Raw genomic sequence first — 24,222 nt, 5'->3', positions numbered from 1 at the left:
AAGCGGTCGGGGCTGCTCAGGCGGCTGCCCGTCGACCCGTACATCGCGGCCCTGCTCGCCACCGTCGCCTTCGCCGCTCTGCTGCCCGCGACCGGGACCGCCGCGCACACCGCGAGCCACGCCAGCAACGGCGCGGTCGCGCTGCTCTTCTTCCTCTACGGCGCCCGGCTGTCCACCGGCGAGGCGCTGACCGGGCTGCGCCACTGGCGGCTGCACCTCACCGTGCTCGCCGCCACCTTCGTCGCCTTCCCGTTGCTGGGCCTGGCCGCCCGCGGCCTGGTCCCGTACGTCCTGGCGCCGCAGCTCTACCCCGGCTTCCTCTTCCTGTGCCTGCTGCCGTCCACCATCCAGTCCTCGATCGCGTTCACCTCGATCGCCCGCGGCAACGTCGCCGCCGCCATCTGCGCCGGGTCCTTCTCCAGCCTCGCCGGGATCGTCCTCACCCCGCTGCTGGCCGCGGCCCTCATCGGCGGCGACTCCGGCGTCGACGCGCACGCGCTGCTCGACATCTCCCTCCAACTGCTCGCGCCCTTCGTCGCCGGGCAGGTGCTGCGCCGCTGGATCAACGGCTTCCTCATCCGGCACCGCAAGGTGCTCGGCTACGTCGACCGCGGGTCGATCCTGCTGGTCGTCTACACCGCCTTCAGCGCGGGCATGGCCGAGGGCATCTGGCACAAGGTCCCGGTGCCGCGGCTGGCGGAACTGCTCGTCCTGGAGGCGGTGCTGCTCGCCCTGATGCTCGGTCTCACCTCCTTCGGCGCGCGCCGCCTCGGCTTCGACCGGGCCGACCGGATCACCATCGTCTTCGCCGGGTCCAAGAAGAGCCTGGCGTCCGGACTGCCCATGGCCACCGTGCTGTTCGGGTCCGGCGCCGGGCTCGCCGTACTGCCGCTGATGCTCTTCCACCAGATGCAGCTCATGGTCTGCGCGGTGATCGCGAAACGCTGGGCACGCCGGCCCGACCCGGAGGTAGCGTGGCGCGATGACCAGGACGACGACGCCACGCGACCAGCCGGACCCGCCGCCGCTCCGCGGCGACCTGCGCCCGCCGGGGCTGAACGCGGATGAGCCGACGACGCTGCTGAGCTTCCTCGACTATCTGCGGGAGGCCGTCGTCGCCAAGGCGGAAGGCGTGCCGGACGAGGTCGCGAAGGCGCCGGGCGTCACCTCGGGCACCAGCCTCCTCGGCCTGGTCAAGCACCTCACGGCCGTCGAGTTCAACTGGTTCGTCTGGGCCTACGAGGGCGCCGACCTCCCGCTGCGGGACGACGAGATCCCGCCGTCCGACGACGAGAGCGGCGCCGAACTGATCGCCGCCTACCGCGCCGCCGCCCTGCGCAGCAACGAGACCGTCGCCGCCTGCGCCGACCTCGAACGCCCCGGCGCCCGCTCCCTGCGCGAGACCCCGCCGCCGTCCCTGCGCTGGGTGCTGGTCCACATGATCGAGGAGACGGCGCGGCACGCGGGCCACGCCGACATCATCCGCGAGCGGTACGACGGGGACGTCGGCCGCTGACGGCCCCGTTCAGCGGATCACCCGATGAGCCGGTGACCCGATCAGCCGGTGACCCGATGACCCGGTCACCCGGTGTGCTCCGCCGCGAGCGCGATACGGGACTCGCCCGCGTACACGTTCATGGAGTTGCCGCGCAGGAAGCCGACGAGGGTGAGACCGGACTCCGCGGCCAGATCGACGGCGAGCGAGGAGGGGGCGGAGACGGCGGCCAGTACGGGGATGCCCGCCATCACGGCCTTCTGCGCCAGTTCGAACGAGGCGCGGCCCGAGACCATGAGGATGTGTCCCGCCAGCGGCAGCCGGCCCTCGCGCAGCGCCCGGCCGACCAGCTTGTCCACCGCATTGTGCCGCCCCACGTCCTCCCGCGCGTCCAGCAGCTCGCCGTGCTCGTCGAAGAGGGCGGCGGCGTGCAGCCCGCCGGTGCGGTCGAACACGGCCTGCGCGGCGCGCAGCCGGTCGGGCAGCGAGGACAGCAGCGCCGGGGTGAGCCTGGGGGAGTCCGGATCGGTGATCGGCAGCCGCGTCGCCGTACGCACCGCGTCCAGGCTGGCCTTGCCGCACAGCCCGCAGGACGACGTCGTATAAACGTTCCGCTCCAGCGAGATGTCCGGAAGCGGGACACCGGGCGCGAGCTGGACGTCCACGACGTTGTACGTGTTCACGCCGTCCGCGGTGGCGCCCGCGCAGTACACCACCGACCTGACGTCGTCGGCCGCGGCGAGCACGCCCTCGCTGACCAGGAAGCCGGTGGCCAGCGCGAAGTCGTCGCCGGGTGTGCGCATCGTGATGGCGAGCGGCTTGCCGTTCAGCCGGATCTCCAGCGGCTCCTCGGCCACCAGCGTGTCCGCGCGGTGCCCCGCCACGCCGTCCCTGATCCGCAGTACGCGGCGCCGCTCGGTGACCCGTCCCATGCCTCAAGAGTGACATAGGTAGGGTGATCGGGAACTCGCCGCCGAGCACCACGGACCGACCAGGATGGCAGACCGAGATGAGCGACCAGCCGACCGCCGAGCACTCACTGGTGAGCGACGAGGAGGCGTTGGAAAGACTCCGCGCCCTGCGCGGCAGCATCGACAACCTGGACGCGGCGCTGGTGCACCTGCTCGCCGAGCGCTTCAAGTGCACCCAGCAGGTCGGTGAGCTGAAGGCCGCACACCACCTCCCGGCCGCCGACCCGGCCCGCGAGGCCGACCAGATCGCCCGGCTGCGCCGCCTCGCGGAGGACGCCAAGCTCGATCCGGCCTTCGCCGAGAAGTTCCTCAACTTCATCATCGACGAGGTCGTACGGCACCACCGTGCCATCGCCGCCCGTCCGAAGCAGGCCCCGAACAACGGTTCCTGACCGGCCCCCTGAACGGCCGCTCCTGACCGTGCGTCAAGTGCCCGGCGCCCGCACCCCGAAACCCGGTGGTGGGGCGCCGCGTTGAACCTGGCACAGCACACGCACACACAGGGAGCCACCACATGAAGCTCACGATCTTCGCGGCGACCGGGGGGATCGGCCGGCTCCTGGTCGATCAGGCGGTCGACGCGGGACACGACGTGACGGCCGTCGTCCGCAATCCGGCGCGACTCACCCGGGACGTCCACTCCGTCACCGCCGACCTCACCCACCCCGACGCCGACGCGCTGCGCGGCGCGGTCGAGGGCGCCGACGGCGTCCTGTCCGCGTTCGGCCCCAGCTCACGGGCCCAGACCGGCATCACCTCGGTCGGCACCCGCGCCATCGTCGAGGCCATGCAGGCCACCGGCGCCCGCCGGATCGTCGTCGTCAGCGCCGCGCCGGTCTCCACCACCCCGTCGCCCGGCCGTCCGAACCCGCCCAAGCACGACCCGGGCGAGGGCCCCCTCATGCGCTATGTCGGCGCCCCCGTGGGCAAGCTCTTCCTGGGCAAGCACTTCGCCGACCTCGCCCTCATGGAGGACATCCTCCGCGACAGCGGCCTCGACTGGACCTCCGTCCGTCCGCCCCGCCTCACCGACAAGCCGCTCTCCACCACCTACCGCACCGCCGTCGACCAGAACCTCCGGGGCGGCGCCCTCGCCTCCCGCGCCGACGTCGCCCACTTCATGCTCCACGCCCTCTCCGACCCCGCCACCGTCAAGCAGGCCATCGGCATCGCCACCTGAGCCCCCACCCGCCCCCACCTGCTCCGCAGCGTCCGTCCGGGCCCCGCACCCGGCCGGACCGCCCGCCGCAATCCCAGGTGAGAAGCACTCCGAATCCTTGGTATCGTTGACCCCGTCACCACGACCCGGCGGGTCGCGGTGCCACACCCCGTCCGGGTGGCGGAATGGCAGACGCGCTAGCTTGAGGTGCTAGTGCCCTTTATCGGGCGTGGGGGTTCAAGTCCCCCCTCGGACACCCATGGTTTTCCTGACAAGGCCGCCTTCGGGCGGCCTTTTTCAGCCCCCTGCTGACAACGATGTCGCATACGTGTGGTGTGCGGTATCAGGCAATTCGCTGACAGCCGCCGCTCGGGTGTGGGGACAATGGCTCCATGAGCGGGGACGAACCCACAGCGTCAGAGAACCTGATCATGAACGTCCAACTAGGCGGCCACCCCGTCGAATTGGCCGCCGAGGCAGACCGCAGAGACGCCGCGCAGCGGTACGGGCACTACATCGTCCGCGGCCCGCTCTTCGCCCTGGCGGCGTGCGCACCGGGCGACGTCGGATGGCGATTGCTGACCCCCATGACGGACGGCTTCCCCCAGGCGTCGCGCGACGCCCTCAACTCCCGCCTCTGGTTCCGGGCCAAGGAGGACACCGACGACCCGGCGCTGCGCCGGGAACTGCTGTCGGCGGTCGACCGCCTGGAGTCGGAACCCCTCGACGAGCTGACCGTGGCCGGGACCCGCTACCGGGTCGTCCGCGGCGACGAGTTCTTCTACACCCACGACGGCAAGGTCGAGCCGCCGCGCCCCACCGACCCCGATCCCGCGGTCCTGGACTGGGACGACCGCGCCGCGGACCCCGAGCTGGACGGCGACGTCGTCATCGACCACGCCGCCGCGACCGGGGTGATGGCGAGCGCCGAACGCCTCGCGCTGCGCGACCTGCACTACCGCAGCCTCCGCTACCCCGCCGACGTACGGGCCGACTCGCGGTCCGCGCTGCGGACGCATCCGGGAGTCGTCCTGCTCCCGGCGGCGTTCCGGGTGGTCGAGCGGACGGACGTCGGCTGGGAACCGGCCATCAACATCCTGGCCACCCCGCACGCCGCCCGCCGGGCCCTGGCCGACGCGCTGACCACCATGTGGCCCCGGATGTACGAGCTGGACGCGGACGAGGAGGCCGACTACGCCCGCGCCGCCGAGGAGTTCCGCGCCGCCGGCCGGGCGAACGAACTCGAGGTCGGCGGCCGGCAGTTCTCCGTGGCCCGCGTCGCGCGGCTGATCCGGGTCGGCGCCGACGGCCCCGAGCCGCCCCGCCCCTCCGACGTCGACCCGTACGGCCCGTCGAAGATCCACCCCACGATGGACGAGCACGGGAACATCACCTACGACGAGTGACCACCGGCCCGGTGCGGTGACGTGCCCACCGGGCCGCCGGGGATTCGTGTGACGGATGCGACGACCGCATTCCGTCTGTCTTGATCATGCTTCTCGCATGTCACGGGGGCGTCCCGGTGGGATTCCCCGCGCAACCGCCGCCCCTGCCGGGTGCCTCCATCAGCGCAGAAGGTCCGCGACGGGCGGGCCGGCACCCGACTTACGGAGTAGCAATGCGCAGCAGCAAGAGGCTCTCGGTTCTCGCCCTCGTCGTCGTGGCCGCCGGAATGTCGCTCACGGCCTGTGGCCCCGACGACTCCAGCGCCTCCGGTACGACGGCGTCGCCCAGTGCCCCCGGCGCCACGTCGTCGCCCAGTGCCGCGCCCGGCCAGGACAGCTCCTCCGGTGGTTCCGGTGACGGCTCCAGCAGCGGTTCCGACAGCGGCTCCAGCGGCGGTTCCGGCGGTACGACCGGAGGCTCCGGCTCGTCGAACGGCGGCTCCTCGAACGGCGGGTCGGCGGCCGGCGCCATGTGCACGACCTCGAACCTGGCCATCTCGGCCGAGCACGGCATCTCGGGCGAGGGCATGGAGCTGATCCACTTCAAGAACACCGGCTCCGGCTCCTGCACGATGCACGGCTTCGCGGGCATCGACCTGAAGAGCGGCACGGACACCGTGAACGTCGCCCGCCGCCCCGGCAGCGAGGTGCCCACCGTCACGCTGGCTCCCGGCGAGCGCACCGAAGCCGTCCTGTACTACCCGTTCAACAACAGCGGCGGCAGCGGCTACACCTTCACCACGATGACCGTCACGCCGCCCAACGAGACCCACTCCACGAGCGTCGGCGCGACCATCAACATCCCGCTCGACAACCCCGACGAGAACGTCCAGACCGCTCAGATCCACATGAACGCGGTCGGCGCGGGCAAGTGACCGCATGCTGTCTCCGGTTCAGCCCAGCGACGCGCTCGCCGCGCGCAGCTCATCGAGGGCCGTGACGAGGTGCCCGCCCAGGTCGTCCCCGGCGTCGCGGTCGCCCTCGGACCAGACCGCGTAACCCCGCTTGAAGGCGAGGAGGCCGAGTTCGCCCGCGAGGGCGGCGGTCGGACCGGGAATCCCGCGCGCCGCCAGGGCGCTGGTCATCGCGTTGGCGAGGCTGACGCTCTTGAGCGCGTCCCGTTCCTGGAGCTCGGCGCTGGCGGCGACGGCCGCCTTGAGGCGGGGGGCGAAGTCGCGGTTCATGGGGCCCATCGCGGTCGAGGCGCGCGCGAGACCGGCGGCGACCGCCTCCAGCGGGCTGGCGTCCGCGGGCGCCTCGGCGATTCCCTCGGCCAGCAGCCGGCTCAGCGTCTCCTGCCCCGCGACCAGCAGCTCGCGCTTGTCGGGGAAGTGCCGGAAGAAGGTGCTCTTGGTGACCCCGGCACGCTCGGCGATCTGCGTGACGGTCGTGGCGTCGTACCCCTGCTCGGTGAACAGGTCGACGGCGGCCACGACGAGGCGTTCGCGCGCCCCTGGTTCCCACCGGCTCATGAGGTCATCCTATCTGACGGGACTCTTGTCCCATCAGTCTGTTACGGTGATGGGACAAGAGTCCCGTCACTTGTGGGAGTGTTTCCATGCGCGTCTTCGTCACCGGCGGCACCGGTCTGATCGGCTCCGCCGTCGTCGCCGAACTGCTCGGCAACGGCCACACCGTCCTCGCACTCACCCGTTCCGACGCGTCCGCGCGAGCCGCGGAGGCGGCCGGGGCCGAGGCGATCAGGGGAGACCTCGCCGACCTGGACGCCCTGCGCACCGGCGCCGGGCGCGCCGACGGGGTGGTCCACCTGGCGTTCGCCAACGACTTCAGCAGCGCCGAAGCGGTCGCGAACGCGGTCGCCGAGGAGACCGCCGCCCTCGCGGCCCTCGGCGAGGCGCTGGTCGGCAGCGACCGCCCCTTCGTCACCGCCTCCGGCACGCCCTACGTGCCGGGCCGCGCCTCCGTCGAGAGCGACCCGGTCCCGACCGAGGGACCCGTCGGCGGTCGCGGTCGCGCGGTCACGGCGGTCCTGGACCTGGCCTCGCGCGGGGTCAGGAGTTCGGCCGTGCGCCTGCCGCGTACGGTCCACAACGAGGGCACGGGCGGCTTCGCCGGTCTGCTGACCCACATCGCGCGCCAGAGCGGCGTCTCCGGCTACCCGGGCGACGGCACCCAGCGCTGGCCCGCCGTGCACGCGCTCGACGCGGCGGTGCTCTTCCGGCTCGCGCTGGAAGGCGCGGAGGCCGGGACCGCCTGGCACGCCGTGGCCGACGAGGGCGACCAGGTCCGGGACATCGCCGCGGTCATCGGCCGCGGGCTGAACCTGCCGGTCGAGTCCGTGCCCGCCGAGACGTACGGCACTCTCGGCCCGATCTTCGCGGCCGACCAGCCCTCGTCCAGCGCCCACACCCGCAAGGTGCTCGGCTGGGAGCCGAAGCACCCCGGTCTCCTGGAGGACCTGGAGAACATCCAGCCCTGAGCGGGCGGCGCCCCGGTCGGCTTCCCGGTCCGAGGTACGCCAAGGCACTCAGCGACCTCGGCAGCCTCAGGGTTTCCGGGCTCAGGGTTTGCAGGTCTCGTCCCGGTTGGTGCCCGTCCCTACGCCTCGGCCGCTCCGAGCAGTCCCCGGACCTCCTCCGCGGTGGTCTCCTGGAGCTCGTCCGTGACGAGGAGCCAGCGCGTCACGCCGATCGACTCCAGGAACGGCAGATCGTGGCTGGCGACGAGCAGGGCGCCCTCGAAGGAGTCCAGGGCGCCGGTGAGTTGACGCAGGCTGGCCAGGTCGAGGTTGTTGGTGGGCTCGTCCAGCATGAGGAGTTGGGGCGCGGGAGCGGCGAGCATCGTCGCGGCGAGCGCGGCGCGGAAGCGTTCGCCGCCGGAGAGGGTGCCCGCGCGCTGCTCGGCCCGCGCGCCCTTGAAGAGGAACCGCGCGAGCTGGGAACGGATGTGGTTGTCGGTGACGCCGGGCGCCCGCCGGGCCACATTCGCCGCGACGCTCAACTCCTCGTCCAGCACGTCGAGTCGCTGCGGCAGGAACCGCAGCGGTACGTGACCGACCGCCTCGCCGGACAGCGGCGCCAGCTCACCGGCGAGGGTGCGCAGCAGCGTGGTCTTCCCCGCCCCGTTGCGTCCGACCAGCGCGACGCGCTCGGGGCCGCGTAGCTCGAAGGTGCCGTCGAGCAGCCGGCCGTACCGGGGGCGCAGCGCGCGCAGGCTCAGGACCGTACGGCCGGCGGGCACGGCGGTGTGGGGGAGGTCGACCCGGATCTCGGCGTCGTCACGGACCGCGTCCGCGGCCTCCTCGCGCCGCTCGCGCGCCTCGTCGAGCCGGTCCTCGTGCACGCCGCGGAGCCTGCCCGCCGACTCCTGCGCCGACCGCTTCTTCTCGCCCGCGACGATCCGCGGCGCCCGCCGCTGGGCGTCCAGCTTCTTGTCCTGCTTCTGGCGCCTGGCCACCTTGATCTGCGCCTCCTCCAACTCCCGCTTCTGCCGCCGCACATCGGCCTCCGCGGCCCGCAACGTCCGTCCGGCCGCCTCCTGTTGCGCGGCCAGTGCCTCCTGGTACGCCGACCAGCCGCCGCCGTACCAGTTCACGGAACCCGTCCGCAGTTCGGCGATCCGGTCCACGCGCTCCAGCAGTTCACGGTCGTGGCTGACCACGACCAGCACGCCGGAGCGCCAGGAGTCGACGGCCTCGTAGAGCCGCCGCCTGGCCACCAGGTCCAGATTGTTGGTGGGCTCGTCGAGCAGCAGCACATCGGGGCGCTCCAGCAGGAGCGCGGCCAGCCGCAGCAGTACGGTCTCGCCGCCGGACATCTCGCCGACGGCCCGGTCGAGGCCGATGCCGCCGAGACCGAGCGTGCCGAGCGTCGCCAGCGCCCGCTCCTCGACGTCCCAGTCGTCGCCGACCGTCTCGAAGTGCTCCTCGTCCACGTCCCCGGCCTCGATCGCGCGCAGGGCGGCCCGCCGCTCCGCGATGCCGAGCGCCTGGTCGACGCGGAGGCCGGTGTCGAGTGTGATGTTCTGCGGCAGGCAGGCGAGGGTGCCGCCGACGCTCACCGAGCCCCGCGCGGGGCGCAGTTCGCCGGAGAGCAGCCGCAGCAGCGTGGACTTGCCGGTGCCGTTGGCGCCGACGAGCCCGGTCCGGCCGCGGCCGATGGTCAGGGACAGGCCGTCGAACACGGGCGTGCCGTCCGGCCACTGGAAGGACAGCCCCGAGCAGGTCAGGGACGCGCCGGGCGGGGTGGCGGTGGGATGGGCCATGGTGGGTCTCGCAGTCGAAAGCGCGGTGGATGGGGGGCTTCGTATGCGAGCACCACGCGGCGACCTGGCCGGACAGCGGGAGGGTGCGGGCCTCCGTGAGGTGACGGACGGCCCGGGGCACCGAGGTCGCATCTGCGCGGACGTCACGGCGCGGCGGGAACGCCGACTGCCACGTGACGCGTATACGGCGAAGCGAAGGCCGTACCGCGCGATGATCGCGGACCTCAGATGCGCAACGTCCACCTCTATCGGAGACAACAGGACCTGATCACGGTACCGCAGAGGTCCGGCACGACGAACCCGATTTACGGCCCCCGGCCCCCCGCGCCTCCCAGCCCCCGCGCCTCCCGGCCCCCCGCGCCTCCCGGCCCCCGGCGGGCTCGGCCTCCCGGCGACGCTCGCCCCCCTCGGCCCCCGGCTTCCTCGGGCGCCCTCTACGGCGCCACGCCGCGCGCCCCCGTCACTTGGTGAGGGACAGCCTCATCTGCTCCTCCTCCACGATCCGCCGCGCGAGCGACTGCTCCGAGATGTCGACCGCGTCGGGAGTCGACTCCGCGAGGTCGCTGCGGCGCGCGTAGGCGTCGAAGAGCACCTGCTTGGTGCCGAGGATGTCGAGCATGCGCTGGTCGACGCTGTCGGCGATCAGCAGCCGGTGCACGCGCACGTGGCGGATCTGGCCCATGCGGTGGGCGCGACCGATGGCCTGGGCCTCCAGGGTCGGCTTGACCTGCGGCTCGCAGAGGATCACCACCGAGGCGGCCTGCATGTTCAGCCCGGTGCCGCCCGCCTGGATCTGGCTGAGCAGCACCGCGTGGCCGGGCACCGCCGCGAAGGCGTCGACCATCTCCTGGCGCTCGGTGGCGGCGACCGCGCCGGTCAGCGGGCCGAAGGCGGCCGGCCCGAGCGCGTCGTGCACGGTGGTCAGCACGTCGCGGAAGAAGGAGAAGACGACGACCTTCAGCTCGTTCTCCTCGGCCTCCTTCACCAGTTCGCGCAGCCGCTGGAGCTTCGCCGAACGATGGGGCGCCGCGTAGGCGGCGCGCCGCATCGCCATGAAGTTCCCCTCCGCGACCGCCGTCCGGTAGGCGGCCAGATCCGTACGGCTGAACTCCTCCCACTCGTCGGACTGCGCCAGCTCCGGCAGTTCGGTGAGCACGTCCTGCTGATTGCGGCGCAGATAGGCCGGGGCGACGGCCCTGCGGAACGCCTGCGAGCCCGCGACCGCGTCGCTGTGCCGGATGTGGGGGAGCAGATCGGGCTGGAGGTGGTGCACCAGACTGCGGAATTCCTCGACGCGGTTCTCCATCGGGGTGCCGGTAAGGAACAGCACGCGGTCGGTCCTGGCCGTCCACAGCGCGACGGTCCGCGACCTGCGCGTGTCCGGGTTCTTCACGTAGTGCGCCTCGTCCACGACGAGCATCCCCAGCGGCACCCCCTCGGGCACGTCCAGCGAACTCAGCGCGTCGTACGTGGTGACGGCGACGCCGCCGTCCCGCACCCAGTCCGCCAGCGCCGCTTTCCGGTACGGGCCGTGCAGCCGGTACGCGTCCAGGGCGCTGCGCGACTCGATCTCCCGCGACCAGTTGACCAGCACGCTCGCCGGGCAGACGACGAGGAAGTGCGTACGGCCCTCCGCCCGCAGGTGGGCCAGGGCCGCGATGGCCTGGATGGTCTTGCCCAGGCCCATCTCGTCGCCGATGATCACCCGCCGCTGGGCCAGAGCGAAGCGCGCGCCGAACGCCTGGTAGCCGCGCAGCGACACCCGGCGGTGCGTGTCGTCAAGTCGCTGTCCGCGCACCCGCTCGGAGACCGACGACGGCAGGAAGCCTTCCGCCGCGTCGATGTCCGGGGCGAGTTCGGCGATCTCCGCGAGCAGGACGGTGTACTCCGACGGCCTGACCTCGAAGTCCAGCCACGCCTCGGCGGCGGGCGCCGCCGGGCGCAGCAGGTCGGTGCTCGCCTGGGTCAGCAGCAGCCCGGTGCCGTCGGCGGTGTGCTCCGCCAGCAGCTCCTCGATCCGCCGCACGGCGTCCTGCGCGCGCAGCCGCCCGAGCCTGCCCGCCAGCAGCATCCGCAGCCGGGCGCCCGCCGGGCGGCCGGCGGCCAGCAGCGGTGTCAGCTCGGCGTCCACGCGCGCGGCGGTCTCCACGGCCCGCGGAATCTCGGGACCCGCGTTGACCAGCCGGTTGAGCGCCATCACCAGGGCGGTGGTGTCCGGGTCGTCCCGGTCGGCCGGATCGATACGGACGGCCACGTGCTCCTCGGCCGCCGACGCGATCTGGCGCGCCGCCGCTATGGCCTGGTCCGCGCTCTGCGCGCCCACGCCGGGGACCTGCCGCAGCTCGTACGACCGGGCGCCGTAGACCTTGCCGACCGTGTCGTACCCGGCCTGTTCCATGGCGCCGAGGCGCAGCCTGCCCTCGGTGACGTCCTTGAGCCGGGCGACCGGGATGCCGTCCAGCTCGCGGCGGACCCGTACCTCCCGCAGCGGGACCAGCGCGGCCCGCACGTCGGCGCGCACCCGTGTGTGGTCCGCGGTGACCGTACGAGCCGAGGCGACGAGCTTCGCGGCCTGGCCGGACACCTTCCGCGCCTGCTTGCCGACCGGCGCCTGCCGCGCACCCGCCTCTTCCTGTCCGACACCCCCGTCCGCGTCCATGGCTCCCCGTCTCCCGCCGATTCCGATTCCGATGCCGGTCCCGATGCGGCCGATGCGCGTGTCACCACGGATGCCGGGCCCGTCCGCTGCGGCACATGATTCCACCCCCCACCGACACCGCGACGGCCCCCGGCCAAATCTCCGGTGGCCGGGCTGCCCGGACTCCCGGACCGCCCGAGCCGCCCGCGCGGTCCGGGAGCCGAAAACGGGTGGGCCCGGGCCCCCGCGCCCCGGCAGACTCACCACCCATGAGCGCCCACATCACCCGCGTCAATCCTCCCGCCCTCCACCAGACCCCCGGCTACCACCACATCACCGTCGTCGAGGCCGGGCGGACCGCCTACCTCGCCGGTCAGTGCCCGCTCGACGCCGAGGGCCGGATCGTCGGCCGCGGCGACTACGCCGCCCAGGCCCGCCAGGTGGCCGCCAACGCCCTGACGGCGCTCGAAGCCGTCGGCGCCGGGCCGGGCGACGTCGTGCGCTCGGTCATCTACGTGGTGAGCGACGACCGCGAGACGCTGTCCACGGTGTGGGACGCGCTGAACGCCTCGCCGCTGGGCGGCGCCTTCGACACCGCGAGCACCCTGCTCGGGGTGGCACAGCTCGGCTTCACCGCGCAGTTGGTCGAGCTGGACCTGACGGCCGCGCTGGCCGGCTGACGGGCCTGTGTGCCGGAAGGGCGGGCGTGCCTAGGGTGAGGTCATGACGCAATCACCGTTCATCGAGATCGACGGCCGGGCCGCGACGGTGGAGGCCATCGCGCCCGCGCTCGGCGGCTACGGCCACTTCACGGCGATGCAGGTACGCGGCGGAAAGGTGCGCGGCCTGGCGTTCCACGTCGAACGCCTCGACGCCGCCACGCGGGAGCTGTTCGGCGCGGGCCTGGACGGCGGGCGCGTACGGGCGCACGTGCGGCACGCGCTGGCCGGGTCGGGGCGCGCGGACGCCTCCGTGCGGGTCAACGTCTTCCAGCCGGTGGAGGGCGCCGACGAGCCGGTCGCCGTCATGGTCGCCGTCCGCCCGCCCGCCGGTGTCGAACCCGGCCTCAAGCGCCTCAAGTCGGTGCCCTACCAGCGCCCGGCCGCCCACCTCAAGCACGTCGGCGGCTTCGGGCAGGCGTACTTCGGCCGCCAGGTGGCCGCCGCGGGGTACGACGAGGCGCTGTTGGCCGGTCCCGGCGGCGAGATCGCCGAGGGCGCCATCACCAACGTCGGCTTCATCGACGGCGACACCGTCGTCTGGCCGGACGCCGCCCCGCATCTGCGCGGCATCACCCTCCAGGTCCTGGAGCGTGAACTCGTACGGGCCGGTGTCCCGCAGGACCGCCGCCCGCTGCGGCTCACCGACGTGGGGTCGTACGACGGCGCCTTCCTGGCCAACTCGCGCGGCACGGCGGTCGTTTCGGAGATCGACGGCGTCCCGCTGCCCACGCGGGCCGAACTCCTGGCGCGGGTGGGGGAGTTGTACGAATCCGCGCCGTGGGACGCCATCTGACGGCGCCGGTCGGGCGCTCCGCGACGTGACGGCGGGGGCGCGGTCAGACGGCCCCCATTACGTCTCCGGCCGCCCGCCGACCACGGTCACCGCCTCCGCTCCGGTGCGGCAGCCCGCCGCGAGCGACGCGGCGAGGTCCGCGCCCGCGAGACGAGCGGCCAACAGGCCGCCGGTGAAGGCGTCTCCGGCGCCCGTGCTGTCCACCGCGACGGCCGGGACGCAGGGCACCCGTACCGTCACCTCGCCGTTCACGGCGGCCAGCGCGCCGCCCGCGCCGAGGGTGACCACGACCGTGCCGCCGCCGCGCGCCGCGCTCAACTCGGCCGCCGCGCGGGCCGGTTCGGGCGCACCGGACAGCAGCGCCGCCTCCGCGTCGTTGGGCAGCAGCAGATCCGTACCTGCCACGTCGGCCAGGAAACGGGCCACGCCGGCCTCGCGCAGGAAACCGGCGGAGGCCGGATCGACGCTCACCGGCAGCGCCCGGGCACGCGCCGCCTCGGTGACCACGGCCGCCAACTCGCGTCCCCACTCGGAGAAGTAGAGATAGCCGGAGAGGTGGACGTGCCCCATGCCGTCCAGCAGCGCCTCGTCCCAGTCGGCGGGGCCGAGCCGGAAGGCGGCGCCGCTGTCGGTGACCAGGGTCCGTTCGGCCGCCGCGTCGACCAGGGCGATCACCACGGCCGTCGGCGCCTCGTCGTCGACCCGCAGCGCCGGCTCCACGCCCGCGGCCTCAAGGGCGGCGCGGTGCCAGTCGGCGGAGTCGGCGCCCGCGCGGGCCAGCAGCCGCACCCGCGCGCCCCGACCGGCCGCCCAGCAGGCCACGTTGGCCCCCGCGCCGCCCGGCCGCACCGCGATCCGGGCGGCGGTGTCGGTGTCGGCGGCGAGGGGCCGCGCGTGCCGCGCCACCACGTCGGTGACGACATCGCCGACGACGAGGAGTCCGGGAGGCACCGGCTCCACGGCGGCGGCTCCGGCGCTGTCGGACGGTCTCGCGCCATCCGACCGTCCCGTGCCGTCCGACCGTCTCATGTCGTCCGCCGGTCCCGTCCCGTCGCCCGTCCCGTCGCCCGGTCCGGCGCTGTCGCCGGTCATGCGCGCTGCGACCAGCGCACCGCGATCCCGGCCGCGAGCCGGACATTGCCGCGTACGGCCGCGAGGTTGGACTCCAGGGACGCGCCGCCGGTGTGCTCGGTGAGGTAGCCCAGCAGGAACGGCGTGATCGCCTGTCCCGTGACACCCCCGGCCTCGGCGGCGGCGAGCGCGTCCGCCAGCACCCGGTCGTGCAGCTCCGGGTCGAGCTGAAGCTCCCGCGGCACCGGATTGGCGACGATCAGCGCCGAGTCGTGCCCGCCCAGCGCGTCCTGCGCGGCCATCACGTCCGCGACCTGCCGCGCGGACTCGACCGTCCAGTCCACGGGCTCACCGGAGTCGCTGAGGTAGAAACCGGGGAAGCGGTCGGTGCCGAAGCCGAGCACGCCGATGCCCAGGGTCTCCAGCCGCTGGAGCGTCGCGGGCACGTCCAGGATCGACTTCACGCCCGCGCACACCACCGTGATCCGCGTCCTGGCCAGCAGCCCCAGGTCGGCCGACTCGTCCTGCACGGTCACCCAGTCGCGGTGCACCCCGCCGAGGCCGCCCGTACCGAACACCCGGATTCCGGCCCGCGCGGCCAGGAACGCCGTCCCCGACACGGTCGTCGCCCCGCTCGCACCCGCCGCCAGCGCGGGCGCCAGGTCCCGGAACCCCAGCTTGCGCAGCGACGCGTCCTCGGCGACCCGCTCCACCTGCTCCTTGGTGAGCCCCACCCGTGGCACCCCGTCGAGTACCGCCACGGTCGCGGGCACCGCGCCCTGCTCCCGGACGATCTCCTCCAGCTCGCGTGCCACCCCCAAATTGCGCGGCCGCGGCAGGCCGTGCGCGATGATCGTCGACTCCAGCGCCACCACGGGCGCGCCGCTCGCGACGGCGTCCCGCACCTCGTCGGAGAGGGTGACGGCCGGGATTGCGTTCGCTGCCGTGTTCGGTCCTGATCCAGATGTGCTCATGATCCCTACCTGGCGCGGCGGCGCCCCCGCCAAACCTCCCGGCGCCCTGTGCGCGCGGCGGGCATCGCATCGATTTGGTGTGAGCGCCGGCACCCCGTAGGGTGGTGTTCATCGACGCGGGGTGGAGCAGCTCGGTAGCTCGCTGGGCTCATAACCCAGAGGTCGCAGGTTCAAATCCTGTCCCCGCTACTGAAGAGGAAGGGTCCGGCACTCAGGTGCCGGGCCCTTTCGCTTGTCCCGGGCGCGCGCCCGCGGTCGCCGGACCGGTTCTCAGTGCTTTCCCGCGTGCGGCGCCGCCGGGCGGTACGGCGGGGTCGTGCGGCTCGGCTGGTAGCGCGAGCCCTGCCGCATGCGGCGGACGACCAGGACGGCGTCGATCGCGGCCAGCAGCGCGACGGCGGCCAGCACCGCGGCCCAGACCGGCAGACCGGCGAGCGCGAAGCCCACGGCCGCCGCGGTGCCCCAGACCACACCGCACAGCGCGAGCCCCAGCCGCAGCCGCAGTGGGCTGCGCGCCTGGACGGGTTCGTATCCGCTTCTGCGCATCCGTGCCATCTCCCTCACCTCCAGCATCCACCTCGGACGGGCCCGGCGGGAGCCTCTGCCCAGGTGAGCCGGAAATTCGGGGGCGGTACGCGGCGGCGCCGCGTAGGGTGCGGGACCGTGAAGGTGATCATCAGACAGTACGGCCCGGCGGACGCCGAAGCCGTCGCCGCCGTGGGCCGCGAGACCGTCCCGTACATGGTGACGACCGCGCGGACCGTGCACGCGCAGGTCACCGACGCACCCGAGAAAACACGTTTCCTGATGCTCGTCGCGGAGACCGGCGACGGCCGGATCGTCGGCAGTGCGAGAGCCGGGCTCTTCGCGGACAACGACACCCCCGGAATGGCCTTCGTCAATCTGAACGTGCGCGCGGGGGAGCGCGGCCGGGGCATCGGCAGCGCCCTGCTGGCCGCCGCCGAGTCCCATGTCGCCGGCCTCGGGGCGAGCACCGTCTACGCGTGGGCGATCGACGAGCCCTCGGCGCACGCCTTCGCCGCCCGGCACGGCTACCGGCGCGGCCGGTCCGCGAGCTTCCTCCGCCTCGACCTCACCCCCGGCGCCCCGCTGCCCGGCGTGCCCCCGCTGCCGCCCGGCGTGCTGCTGCGCCCCGCGTCGGACTACGCCGCCGACCCGCGCCCGGTGTACGAGGCCGACGCCGAGACCATCGAGGACGAGCCGGGCGATGTCGCCACCGGCGTCCCCGGCTACGCGGACTGGCGCGCCACCTCCTGGGACCGGTCCGACTACGACCACGACCTGACGACGGTCGCCGTCGTGGACGGTGTGGTCGCCGCGGTCGTCAACGTCCAGACCGACGGCCACGACCGCTACTGGTCGGGGGGCACCGGCACCCGCCGGGCCTTCCGGGGCCGCGGACTGGCCAAGGCCGCCAAGGCCCACTCCCTGCACCGAGCCCGCGCCGCGGGCTACACCGAGGCGTTCACCAGCAACGACGACGGCAACGCCGCGATGCTGGCCGTCAACCGGTGGCTCGGCTATCGACCCTGTGGCAACGAATGGCGGTACTTCCGTGACCTCTCCGATCGACCATGACATCCCCTGGTCCGACGCGACCTGGCTCAACCCGCCCGCCGAGGCCGTCGCCGACAGCACCGGTCTGCACGTCACCGCCAACGAGGGCAGCGACTTCTGGCGCACCACCAGCTACGGCTTCGTCCGCGACGACGGCCATGCGCTGCTCACCCCCTTCCCGTCCGGCACCGCCATCGAGGTCACCTTCGTCGCCGACTTCACCGAGCTGTACGACCAGGCCGGTGTCCTGGTGCGCGTCGACGCCGAGTCCTGGATCAAGGCGGGCGTCGAGATCTCCGACGGTTCGCCCCAGGTCGGCGCCGTCGTCACCCACGGCACCTCCGACTGGTCCCTCGCCCCGGTCCCGGACTGGGCGGGCCAGGAGGTGACCGTCCGGGTCAGCCGCTCGGGCGACGCCGTGACCGTCCGCGCCCGCCGCGCCGACGACCCCTGGCGCACCATCCGCCTGGCCTGGCTCGACCCCGCCGCCGACGCCCGCGCGGGTCTGTTCTGCTGCGCACCCCAACGCCCCGGCCTGCGCGTCCACTTCACCCGCCTCTCCTCGGGGCCCGCCGACACCTCCCTGCACTGATCCCTGCCCCCATCCGCAAGCCGGGCGCCGACTCCGGCCGCCGCTAGGGCTGTTCGCGCAGGACCGTGTCGAGGACGCGGGACCACTGGCGGACGATTCCCGCGCGGCGGGCGGAGTCGTCGCTGAGGAGGTTGGCGAGGCCGAGGCCGCGGGCCATGTCGAGGGTGGCCTGGACGGTCTCCCTGACGCCGGGCAGGGATTCGTCGGCGCCGAGGAACTCGACCGCCAGGCGGTGGGCCTCGCGGCCGATCCGGGACTCCAGCGCGGCGACGCGGGGGCGGAGCTGTTCCTCGTCGGAGGCGGCCACCCACAGGTGGAGAGCGGCCCGGAACAGCGGGCCGGTGTGGACCGCGACCAGCATGTCGACGACGGCGTAGGTGCGGTCCTGGCCCGCGCGGGGGAGGGCCAGGGCGCGCTCTCTGACGGCGGCGACCCACTCCTCGGCCATGTGCGCGATGGCCGCGGTGAACAGCTCCTCGCGGGTGCGGAAGTGGTGCTGGGCCGCCCCTCTGGAGACACCGGCGCGGGCGCACACCACGGCGACGGTGCTGCCCGACCAGCCGTGCTCGGCGAGGCACGAGACGGCGGCCTCCAGTATCCGCCGACGGGTGGCGCGGCTGCGGTCCTGTTTGGGGGAGCGGTCGGTCACCAGGTCCATGACGGGTCCGGCCGTTCGGTGCTGGTGGCGGCGCCTTCTGAGGTCTGCGCGACCGCGCGGAAGGGCGCTGCGGCGCGGGTGCGAAGTGGTGCGGTGGTCACGGGCGCCTCCTCGGCGGTGTGTCGTCAGTAGGACTTCGGCAGTCCCAGTGTGTGGTGCGAGACGAAGTTGAGGATCATCTCCCGGCTGACCGGGGCTATCCGGCCGACACGGGACGCGGTCAGCAGCGAGGCGAGACCGTACTCGGCGGTGAGGCCGTTGCCGCCGAGGGTGTGCACGGCCTGGTCGACGGCCTTGGCGCCGGCTTCGGCAGCCGCGTACTTCGCCATGTTCGCGGCCTCGCCCGCGCCCATGTCGTCGCCCGCGTCGTAGAGGTAGGCGGCCTTCTGCATCATCAACCGGGCCAGTTCCAGCTCGATGTGGGCCTGGGCGAGCGGGTGCGCTATCGCCTGGTGGGAGCCGATGGGAGCCTGCCACACCTGCCGGGACTTGGCGTACTCGACCGCCTTGTCCAGGGCGTAGCGGCCCATCCCGATGGAGAAGGCGGCGGTCATGATCCGCTCCGGGTTGAGCCCCGCGAAGAGCTGGAGCAGGCCGGCGTCCTCGTCGCCGACGAGCGCTTCCGCAGGTAGCGCGACATCGTCGAGGAAGAGCTGGAACTGCTTCTCGGGTGCGGCCAACTCCATCTCGATCTGCCGGAATTCGAAGCCCGGTGTCTCCCGGTCCACGATGAACAGGCAGGGCTTGAGCTTGCCGGTGCGGGCGTCCTCGGTGCGGCCGACGATCAGTGTGGCGTCGGCGATGTCGACACCGGATATGAAGACCTTGCGGCCGGTCAGCCGCCACCCGCCGGTGTCGGGGTCGCGCCGCGCGGTGGTGGTGATGCGGTGCGAGTTGGACCCGGCGTCCGGTTCGGTGATGCCGAAGGCCATCCGCAGCGAGCCGTCGGCGATCCCCGGCAGCCAGCGCCGCTTCTGCTCGTCGGTGCCGAAGCGGGCGATGACCGTGCCGCAGATCGCGGGGGAGACGACGAGCAGCAGCAGCGGGCAGCCAGCCGCCCCCAACTCCTCCAGCACGATGGACAGTTCCGCCAGACCGCCGCCCCCGCCGCCGTACTCCTCAGGCAGGTTGACCCCGAGGTATCCGAGGCCGCCCGCCTCCTGCCACAACTCGTCGGTGTGCTTGCCCGCACGTACGGTGGCCGAGAAATATTCACGACCGTAGCGGCGGGCGAGGTCCCCGACGGCCTTGCGCAGGGCGCGCCGCTCGTCGCTTTCCAGCAAGGCGCTGTCGAAGGTTCCCTGAACGGTGCTCATGGCGTGGTTTCCTCCTTGACGACGGCGAGTACGGCGCCGACGTCGACCTGTCGGCCGACCTCGGCGGTGAGCTCCGTGAGTGTCCCGGTGGCGGGAGCGGCGATCACGTGTTCCATCTTCATCGCTTCGAGCCAGAGCAGCGGGCGGCCTTTTTCGACCCGGTCGCCCGGTGAGAATTCACCTATCCGGATGACCGTGCCGGGCATCGGCGCAAGCAGCGAGCCCCGCGGCGTCAGATCCTCCGGGGCGGTGAAGCGGGGCAGAGCGGTCAAAGCGCATGACACGAACGGGGAATCGACGAACACCCGTTCGGCGTAGGCGGCGACGTCGAACACCCGCCGCACACCGTCGATGTCGAGGACGACACGCCGGGCCGACGCCGACACCAGCCGGACACCGTCGGCGCCGGTCGCCTCCAGACCGGCGCGGCCGAGCCGGTAACCGACCTCGTACTCCCGGCCGTCCGGCTCGCTGCGGAAGCGTTTCACCTGCGGCTGCGACGGAACGTTCCGCCACCCGCCGAGCCGGACCGGCACCGGCCCGCGCGCCGACGTACGCCCGGCCGCGTCGGCGAGCGCGGCGGCCAGCGCCGCGAACCGCACGGGACCGCCGTCCCCGTCGACCGGCCCCGGCGCGTCCGTGGTCGCCCCCGACGCCCCGATGAGCGCGTCCAGGCGGCGCTCCAGGAAGCCGGTGTCCAGCCGCGCGGCGGCGAAGTCCGGGTGCCGCAGCACCCGTACGAGCAGGTCGCGGTTGGTGACGGGGCCGTGCAGCCGGGCCCGCTCCAGCGCGTACGCGAGACGGCGTACGGCCTCGGCGCGGGTCGGCGCCCAGGCGATCACCTTGGCGAGCATCGGGTCGTAGTGGACGCCGATCGTCTCGCCGCCGCTCACCCCCGCGTCCAGCCGCAACCCCGCGTCGAGCCCCGGCGCCACGGCGAATTCGGCGTCCACGCCCGGCAGTTCGAACAGATGCAGCGCGCCCGGCTGCGGCTGCCAGCCGCGGGCCGGGTCCTCCGCGTAGAGCCTGGCCTCCACCGCGTGGCCGTGCGGCCGCGGGGGCGAGGGCGGCAGCGCGGCCCCCTCGGCGACACGGATCTGGAGCGCCACGAGGTCGAGCCCGGTGACGCACTCGGTGACCGGATGCTCCACCTGGAGACGGGTGTTCATCTCCAGGAAGTACGGACGCCCGTCCCGCGCGACCAGGAACTCCACGGTGCCCGCGCCCGTGTAGCCGATCGAGCGCGCCGCGCGGGCGGCGGACTCGTGCAGCGTACGGCGCACCTCGTCGCCCAGACCCGGGGCCGGGGTCTCCTCGATCACCTTCTGGTGCCGCCGCTGGAGCGAACAGTCGCGCTCGCCCAGCACCCACACCGTGCCGTGCGCGTCGGCCAGCACCTGCACCTCGACGTGCCTGGCGCCCTCCGCGTACGGCTCGACGAACACCTCGCCGTCACCGAAGGCGGCTGCGGCCTCCGACCTCGCGGCGGCCAACTCGCTCTCCAGTGCGTCCAGTTCGCGTACGACCCGCATGCCGCGACCGCCGCCGCCCGCGGACGCCTTCACCAGCAGCGGCAGGTCCGCGGCCGTGACCCGCGCCGGATCGAGCGCGGAGAACAGCGGTACGCCCGCCGCGGCCATCAACTCCTTGGCCCGCGTCTTGGACCCCATCGCCTCGACCGCGTCCGGTGGCGGACCGATCCACACCAGCCCCGCCGCCTCCACCGCACGCGCGAACTCCGCGTTCTCCGACAGGAATCCATAGCCGGGATGCACGGCGTCCGCGCCCGCCGCGAGCGCCGCCGCGATCAGCAGATCGGCCCGCAGATACGTGTCGGCGGGCGCGTTTCCCGGCAGCCGTACCGCCGCGTCGGCCTCCGCGACGTGTGCCGCGTCCGCGTCGGCGTCCGCGTACACCGCCACCGTGGCGATGCCGAGCGTGCGGCAGGTCCGGAAGACACGGCGCGCGATCTCGCCCCGGTTGGCCACCAGCACGGAGCCGATGTCCTTGTGGCGCATTGGAGGTGACTGCCCGACAGCGGTGAAGTCCCCGCTCGGCGAAGCGCTGCTCGAATCGGTCATCGGAAAGGGACCCCTCACATCCGGAAGACGCCGAAGCCGCCCCTGGCGCCCTCGATCGGCGCGCCATGGACGGCGGAAAGGCACAGGCCGAGCACCGTACGGGTGTCGCGCGGGTCGATCACGCCGTCGTCGTAGAGCCGTCCCGACAGGAACATCGGCAGCGACTCGGCCTCGATCTGCTGCTCCACCATCGCCCGCAGCGCGGCGTCGCCCTCCTCGTCGTAGGGACGGCCCTTCGCCGCCGCCGACTGCCGGGCCACGATGGACAGCACCCCGGCGAGCTGCGCGGGACCCATCACCGCGGACTTGGCGCTCGGCCACGCGAAGAGGAACCGCGGATCGAAGGCCCGGCCGCACATGCCGTAGTGCCCGGCGCCGTAACTCGCCCCGATCAGAACCGAGATGTGCGGGACGCGCGAGTTGGCGACCGCGTTGATCATCATCGCGCCGTGCTTGATGATGCCGCCCTGCTCGTACTCGCGGCCCACCATGTAGCCGGTGGTGTTGTGCAGGAAGAGCAGCGGAATGTCGCGCTGGTTGGCGAGTTGGATGAACTGCGCCGCCTTCTGCGACTCCTCGCTGAACAGCACGCCCTGCGCGTTGGCGAGGATTCCGACCGGATAGCCGTGCACCTCCGCCCAGCCGGTGGCCAGGCTCGGCCCGTAGAGCGGCTTGAACTCGTCGAAGGCCGAGGCGTCCGTGATCCGCGCGATGACCTCGCGGGGGTCGAAGGGGGTGCGCAGATCGCCGGGCACGATGCCCAGCAGCTCCTCCTCGTCGTACGCGGGGGGCAGCGGGTCAGGACGCGGATCGGGCCCGGATTTACGCCAGTTGAGGCGGGCGACGACGCGCCGGGCGGTACGCAGCGCGTCCGGCTCGTCCAGTGCGAAGTAGTCGGCCAGGCCGGAGCGCCGGGCGTGCATGTCGGCGCCGCCGAGCGATTCGTCGTCGCTCTCCTCGCCGGTCGCCATCTTCACCAGGGGCGGCCCGCCGAGGAAGACCTTGGACCGCTCCTTGACCATGATGACGTGGTCGGACATGCCCGGGATGTACGCGCCGCCCGCCGTCGAATTGCCGAACACCACGGCCACCGTGGGGATTCCGGCCGCCGACAGCCGCGTCAGGTCGCGGAAGAGGGCGCCGCCGGGGATGAAGATCTCCTTCTGGCTGGGCAGGTCCGCGCCGCCCGACTCCACCAGGCTGATCACCGGCAGGCGGTTGGCGAAGGCGATCTCGTTCGCCCGCAGCGCCTTCTTCAGCGTCCACGGGTTGCTGGCGCCGCCGCGCACCGTCGGGTCGTTGGCCGTGATCAGGCACTCCACGCCCTCGACCACGCCGATGCCGGTCACGAGGGAGGCGCCCACCGCGAAGTCGCTGCCCCAGCCGGCCAGCGGGGACAGTTCGAGGAACGGTGTGTCCGGGTCGAGCAGCAGCTCGATCCGCTCCCGTGCCAGCAGCTTGCCGCGATTCCGGTGCCGCTCCTGGTACTTCTCGCCGCCACCGGCCAGCGCGGCGGCGTGCCCCGCCTCGACCTCGGCCAGCCGTTCCAGCATCGCGGCCCGCCGCTCGGCGAAGTCCGCTCCGCGTATGTCGACCTGCGTCATGACGTGCTCCCCTCCGCGCCGCCGCGCGGCGGCCGTCCCTTGCCCGGCGGGCCCGCGAATGCCTGCACGATCGACAACCACGCGTCCGCGTCCGGGCCTTGGGCCCGTACCGCCACGTCGTCGCGGTGCCTGCGCCGCACCGCCAGCAGGCAGAAGTCCAGTGCGGGGCCGGTCACGCGCTGCTCGGCGTCGTCCGGGCCGAACGCCCACAAGGTGCCGTCGGGTGCCGTCAGTTCGAGGCGGAATTCCGTGCCGGGCGGGGTGCGGCCGTGCACCGCGAAGGCGAAGTCCCGTGCCCTGAAGGCGATTCGGGCGACGTGCCACAGGCGGTGGGTCGGTGGGCGCTCGACGCCGAGCGCGTCGGCGATGTCCTCGCCGTGGGCCCATGTCTCCATCAGGCGGCCCGTCGCCATCGACGCCGTGCTCATCGGCGGCCCGTACCAGGGGAAGCGGCTGCCCGGCGGTTCGCCGGTCAGGGTCGCCCAGAGCCGGGCTCTGCCCGACCGCCACCTCTCCAGCAGCTCCGGCGGCGCCAGCGTCGCGCCCTCCCGGGCGCCGTCCTCCACGTACGCGTCCAGCCGCGCCGCCGCGTCGCCGACCTCGCGGGCGAACGCCTCCGCGTCCTTGACCGCCAGCAGCGCCTGGGCGTCCGTCCAGGCCAGATGTGCGATCTGGTGTGCAACGGTCCAGCCTTCGGCCGGTGTCGGCCTCGCCCACTGCTCGGGCTCCAGCCCGGCCACCACGTCGTCGAGCGCGTCGCTCTCCGCTCTCAGATCGGCCAGGACGGTACGGACGGACTGCGGATCGGCCATGGCCATGAGGGTGGCAGGCGGGGCCCGCAACAATCAAGCATGCGTGCATGATTGTTTCCCGGCCCCGCTGGGGCCGGTTCTCAGGCCGC

General features: G+C 73.2%; 22 protein-coding genes, 2 tRNA genes and 2 pseudogenes. 13 read left to right on the top strand and 13 right to left on the bottom strand.

The features are described 5' to 3' along the window. The first annotated feature begins 12 nt into the window (after window positions 1-12). Window positions 13-1,068 (top strand): bile acid:sodium symporter family protein, encoded by a 1,056-nt coding sequence (locus ACZ37P_RS12015; protein ID WP_467346547.1) that lies wholly within the window; start codon window positions 13-15, stop codon window positions 1,066-1,068. Continuing rightward, entirely contained in the window at window positions 983-1,516 is a 534-nt protein-coding gene (locus tag ACZ37P_RS12010) for a DinB family protein (RefSeq protein ID WP_401719362.1), read from the top strand. The genes ACZ37P_RS12015 and ACZ37P_RS12010 overlap by 86 nt, the downstream gene beginning before the upstream one ends. 65 nt (window positions 1,517-1,581) lie before the next feature. On the opposite strand, the gene fdhD is transcribed toward ACZ37P_RS12010, so the two are convergent. After that, window positions 1,582-2,427 (bottom strand): formate dehydrogenase accessory sulfurtransferase FdhD, encoded by an 846-nt coding sequence (gene fdhD / locus ACZ37P_RS12005; RefSeq protein ID WP_355339355.1) that lies wholly within the window; start codon window positions 2,425-2,427, stop codon window positions 1,582-1,584. Between the two features lie 77 nt (window positions 2,428-2,504). Here fdhD and ACZ37P_RS12000 point away from each other — a divergent pair, with 77 nt between their 5' ends. The 5 genes from ACZ37P_RS12000 to ACZ37P_RS11980 all read left to right on the top strand — a co-directional run bounded on the left by ACZ37P_RS12000 (window position 2,505) and on the right by ACZ37P_RS11980 (window position 5,945). After that, window positions 2,505-2,858, top strand: a complete 354-nt coding sequence (locus ACZ37P_RS12000) for a chorismate mutase (RefSeq protein WP_391119403.1) — start codon at window positions 2,505-2,507, stop codon at window positions 2,856-2,858. 122 nt (window positions 2,859-2,980) lie between these two features. After that, a complete protein-coding gene (locus ACZ37P_RS11995; RefSeq protein ID WP_401719356.1) occupies window positions 2,981-3,646 on the top strand; it encodes an NAD(P)-dependent oxidoreductase in 666 nt (221 codons plus the stop codon). A gap of 150 nt (window positions 3,647-3,796) precedes the next feature. Next, a tRNA-Leu gene (locus ACZ37P_RS11990) sits at window positions 3,797-3,881 on the top strand. 136 nt (window positions 3,882-4,017) lie between these two features. Beyond that, window positions 4,018-5,031 carry a DUF5954 family protein gene (locus tag ACZ37P_RS11985; RefSeq protein WP_355339361.1) on the top strand — a complete coding sequence of 338 codons (1,014 nt, stop codon included), beginning with the start codon at window positions 4,018-4,020 and terminating at the stop codon, window positions 5,029-5,031. A 212-nt stretch (window positions 5,032-5,243) separates the two neighbouring features. Further along, window positions 5,244-5,945, top strand: a complete 702-nt coding sequence (locus ACZ37P_RS11980; RefSeq protein WP_467346273.1) for a DUF4232 domain-containing protein — start codon at window positions 5,244-5,246, stop codon at window positions 5,943-5,945. Window positions 5,946-5,963: 18 nt separating this feature from the next. On the opposite strand, the gene ACZ37P_RS11975 is transcribed toward ACZ37P_RS11980, so the two are convergent. Beyond that, on the bottom strand, window positions 5,964-6,542 hold the full coding sequence (locus ACZ37P_RS11975) for a TetR/AcrR family transcriptional regulator (RefSeq protein WP_391163728.1): 579 nt from the start codon (window positions 6,540-6,542) through the stop codon (window positions 5,964-5,966). 86 nt (window positions 6,543-6,628) lie between these two features. Between ACZ37P_RS11975 and ACZ37P_RS11970 the strand changes: the two genes are divergently transcribed. Then, window positions 6,629-7,510, top strand: coding sequence for an SDR family oxidoreductase (locus ACZ37P_RS11970; RefSeq protein ID WP_467346272.1), 882 nt, complete (start codon window positions 6,629-6,631; stop codon window positions 7,508-7,510). Between the two features lie 301 nt (window positions 7,511-7,811). Here the strand turns inward: ACZ37P_RS11970 and ACZ37P_RS11965 are convergent. From ACZ37P_RS11965 to ACZ37P_RS11955, 3 genes and pseudogenes are all read right to left on the bottom strand, one after another. Further along, window positions 7,812-8,271: pseudogene (locus ACZ37P_RS11965) on the bottom strand (ATP-binding cassette domain-containing protein); the annotation flags it as partial. Window positions 8,272-8,676: 405 nt separating this feature from the next. Next, window positions 8,677-9,294, bottom strand: a pseudogene (locus ACZ37P_RS11960) (ATP-binding cassette domain-containing protein); the annotation flags it as partial. A gap of 460 nt (window positions 9,295-9,754) precedes the next feature. Continuing rightward, a complete protein-coding gene (locus ACZ37P_RS11955) occupies window positions 9,755-11,953 on the bottom strand; it encodes a DEAD/DEAH box helicase (protein ID WP_467346270.1) in 2,199 nt (732 codons plus the stop codon). Between the two features lie 248 nt (window positions 11,954-12,201). On the opposite strand from ACZ37P_RS11955, the gene ACZ37P_RS11950 reads away from it, so the two are divergent. Continuing rightward, window positions 12,202-12,612 (top strand): RidA family protein, encoded by a 411-nt coding sequence (locus ACZ37P_RS11950; protein WP_391051369.1) that lies wholly within the window; start codon window positions 12,202-12,204, stop codon window positions 12,610-12,612. Between the two features lie 43 nt (window positions 12,613-12,655). Continuing rightward, complete coding sequence (locus ACZ37P_RS11945; RefSeq protein ID WP_467346269.1) at window positions 12,656-13,447, top strand: aminotransferase class IV; 792 nt, start codon at window positions 12,656-12,658, stop codon at window positions 13,445-13,447. 57 nt (window positions 13,448-13,504) lie between these two features. On the opposite strand, the gene ACZ37P_RS11940 is transcribed toward ACZ37P_RS11945, so the two are convergent. Continuing rightward, the gene (locus ACZ37P_RS11940; RefSeq protein WP_467346546.1) at window positions 13,505-14,398 is read right to left on the bottom strand and encodes a carbohydrate kinase family protein; all 894 of its coding nucleotides are present in this window, start codon (window positions 14,396-14,398) and stop codon (window positions 13,505-13,507) included. A 137-nt stretch (window positions 14,399-14,535) separates the two neighbouring features. Beyond that, a complete protein-coding gene (locus ACZ37P_RS11935) occupies window positions 14,536-15,492 on the bottom strand; it encodes a pseudouridine-5'-phosphate glycosidase (RefSeq protein ID WP_391051373.1) in 957 nt (318 codons plus the stop codon). Window positions 15,493-15,607: 115 nt separating this feature from the next. Between ACZ37P_RS11935 and ACZ37P_RS11930 the strand changes: the two genes are divergently transcribed. Then, window positions 15,608-15,681 (top strand) — tRNA-Met (locus ACZ37P_RS11930). Window positions 15,682-15,762: 81 nt separating this feature from the next. Here ACZ37P_RS11930 and ACZ37P_RS11925 read toward each other — a convergent pair. Beyond that, window positions 15,763-16,038 carry a DUF6343 family protein gene (locus ACZ37P_RS11925; RefSeq protein ID WP_355339386.1) on the bottom strand — a complete coding sequence of 92 codons (276 nt, stop codon included), beginning with the start codon at window positions 16,036-16,038 and terminating at the stop codon, window positions 15,763-15,765. 117 nt (window positions 16,039-16,155) lie between these two features. Between ACZ37P_RS11925 and ACZ37P_RS11920 the strand changes: the two genes are divergently transcribed. Both ACZ37P_RS11920 and ACZ37P_RS11915 read left to right on the top strand, forming a co-directional pair. Continuing rightward, window positions 16,156-17,091: a GNAT family N-acetyltransferase gene (locus tag ACZ37P_RS11920; protein ID WP_467346268.1), complete on the top strand. Its 936-nt coding sequence runs from the start codon at window positions 16,156-16,158 to the stop codon at window positions 17,089-17,091. Further along, window positions 17,069-17,662 carry a DUF1349 domain-containing protein gene (locus ACZ37P_RS11915; protein ID WP_355339392.1) on the top strand — a complete coding sequence of 198 codons (594 nt, stop codon included), beginning with the start codon at window positions 17,069-17,071 and terminating at the stop codon, window positions 17,660-17,662. The genes ACZ37P_RS11920 and ACZ37P_RS11915 overlap by 23 nt, the downstream gene beginning before the upstream one ends. 43 nt (window positions 17,663-17,705) lie before the next feature. Here ACZ37P_RS11915 and ACZ37P_RS11910 read toward each other — a convergent pair whose 3' ends face one another. The 5 genes from ACZ37P_RS11910 to ACZ37P_RS11890 form a co-directional block, all read right to left on the bottom strand. Further along, window positions 17,706-18,320 carry a TetR/AcrR family transcriptional regulator gene (locus tag ACZ37P_RS11910; protein ID WP_355339395.1) on the bottom strand — a complete coding sequence of 205 codons (615 nt, stop codon included), beginning with the start codon at window positions 18,318-18,320 and terminating at the stop codon, window positions 17,706-17,708. Window positions 18,321-18,445: 125 nt separating this feature from the next. Further along, window positions 18,446-19,636 (bottom strand): acyl-CoA dehydrogenase family protein, encoded by a 1,191-nt coding sequence (locus ACZ37P_RS11905; protein WP_355339398.1) that lies wholly within the window; start codon window positions 19,634-19,636, stop codon window positions 18,446-18,448. After that, window positions 19,633-21,654: an acetyl/propionyl/methylcrotonyl-CoA carboxylase subunit alpha gene (locus tag ACZ37P_RS11900; protein ID WP_467346265.1), complete on the bottom strand. Its 2,022-nt coding sequence runs from the start codon at window positions 21,652-21,654 to the stop codon at window positions 19,633-19,635. Before ACZ37P_RS11900 ends, ACZ37P_RS11905 begins: the two co-directional genes overlap by 4 nt. Before the next feature lie 77 nt (window positions 21,655-21,731). After that, the gene (locus ACZ37P_RS11895; RefSeq protein ID WP_467346263.1) at window positions 21,732-23,321 is read right to left on the bottom strand and encodes an acyl-CoA carboxylase subunit beta; all 1,590 of its coding nucleotides are present in this window, start codon (window positions 23,319-23,321) and stop codon (window positions 21,732-21,734) included. Continuing rightward, on the bottom strand, window positions 23,318-24,133 hold the full coding sequence (locus ACZ37P_RS11890; RefSeq protein ID WP_467346261.1) for a TIGR03084 family metal-binding protein: 816 nt from the start codon (window positions 24,131-24,133) through the stop codon (window positions 23,318-23,320). The genes ACZ37P_RS11895 and ACZ37P_RS11890 overlap by 4 nt, the downstream gene beginning before the upstream one ends. Between the last annotated feature and the right edge of the window lie 89 nt (window positions 24,134-24,222).

This window comes from Streptomyces sp. NPDC024632, assembly GCF_055559175.1.
The sequence above is the reverse complement of the archived record's forward strand: the minus strand, read 5'-3'. Positions and strand labels throughout refer to the sequence as shown.

Coding starts and splice junctions, on each gene's coding strand:
- ACZ37P_RS12010 (WP_401719362.1), top strand. CDS start 983: ATGACCAGGACGACGACGCCACGCGACCAGCCGGACCCGCCGCCGCTC.
- fdhD (WP_355339355.1), bottom strand. CDS start 2,427: ATGGGACGGGTCACCGAGCGGCGCCGCGTACTGCGGATCAGGGACGGC.
- ACZ37P_RS12000 (WP_391119403.1), top strand. CDS start 2,505: ATGAGCGACCAGCCGACCGCCGAGCACTCACTGGTGAGCGACGAGGAG.
- ACZ37P_RS11995 (WP_401719356.1), top strand. CDS start 2,981: ATGAAGCTCACGATCTTCGCGGCGACCGGGGGGATCGGCCGGCTCCTG.
- ACZ37P_RS11985 (WP_355339361.1), top strand. CDS start 4,018: ATGAGCGGGGACGAACCCACAGCGTCAGAGAACCTGATCATGAACGTC.
- ACZ37P_RS11980 (WP_467346273.1), top strand. CDS start 5,244: ATGCGCAGCAGCAAGAGGCTCTCGGTTCTCGCCCTCGTCGTCGTGGCC.
- ACZ37P_RS11975 (WP_391163728.1), bottom strand. CDS start 6,542: ATGAGCCGGTGGGAACCAGGGGCGCGCGAACGCCTCGTCGTGGCCGCC.
- ACZ37P_RS11970 (WP_467346272.1), top strand. CDS start 6,629: ATGCGCGTCTTCGTCACCGGCGGCACCGGTCTGATCGGCTCCGCCGTC.
- ACZ37P_RS11955 (WP_467346270.1), bottom strand. CDS start 11,953: ATGGACGCGGACGGGGGTGTCGGACAGGAAGAGGCGGGTGCGCGGCAG.
- ACZ37P_RS11950 (WP_391051369.1), top strand. CDS start 12,202: ATGAGCGCCCACATCACCCGCGTCAATCCTCCCGCCCTCCACCAGACC.
- ACZ37P_RS11945 (WP_467346269.1), top strand. CDS start 12,656: ATGACGCAATCACCGTTCATCGAGATCGACGGCCGGGCCGCGACGGTG.
- ACZ37P_RS11935 (WP_391051373.1), bottom strand. CDS start 15,492: ATGAGCACATCTGGATCAGGACCGAACACGGCAGCGAACGCAATCCCG.
- ACZ37P_RS11925 (WP_355339386.1), bottom strand. CDS start 16,038: ATGCGCAGAAGCGGATACGAACCCGTCCAGGCGCGCAGCCCACTGCGG.
- ACZ37P_RS11910 (WP_355339395.1), bottom strand. CDS start 18,320: ATGGACCTGGTGACCGACCGCTCCCCCAAACAGGACCGCAGCCGCGCC.
- ACZ37P_RS11905 (WP_355339398.1), bottom strand. CDS start 19,636: ATGAGCACCGTTCAGGGAACCTTCGACAGCGCCTTGCTGGAAAGCGAC.
- ACZ37P_RS11900 (WP_467346265.1), bottom strand. CDS start 21,654: ATGCGCCACAAGGACATCGGCTCCGTGCTGGTGGCCAACCGGGGCGAG.
- ACZ37P_RS11895 (WP_467346263.1), bottom strand. CDS start 23,321: ATGACGCAGGTCGACATACGCGGAGCGGACTTCGCCGAGCGGCGGGCC.
- ACZ37P_RS11890 (WP_467346261.1), bottom strand. CDS start 24,133: ATGGCCGATCCGCAGTCCGTCCGTACCGTCCTGGCCGATCTGAGAGCG.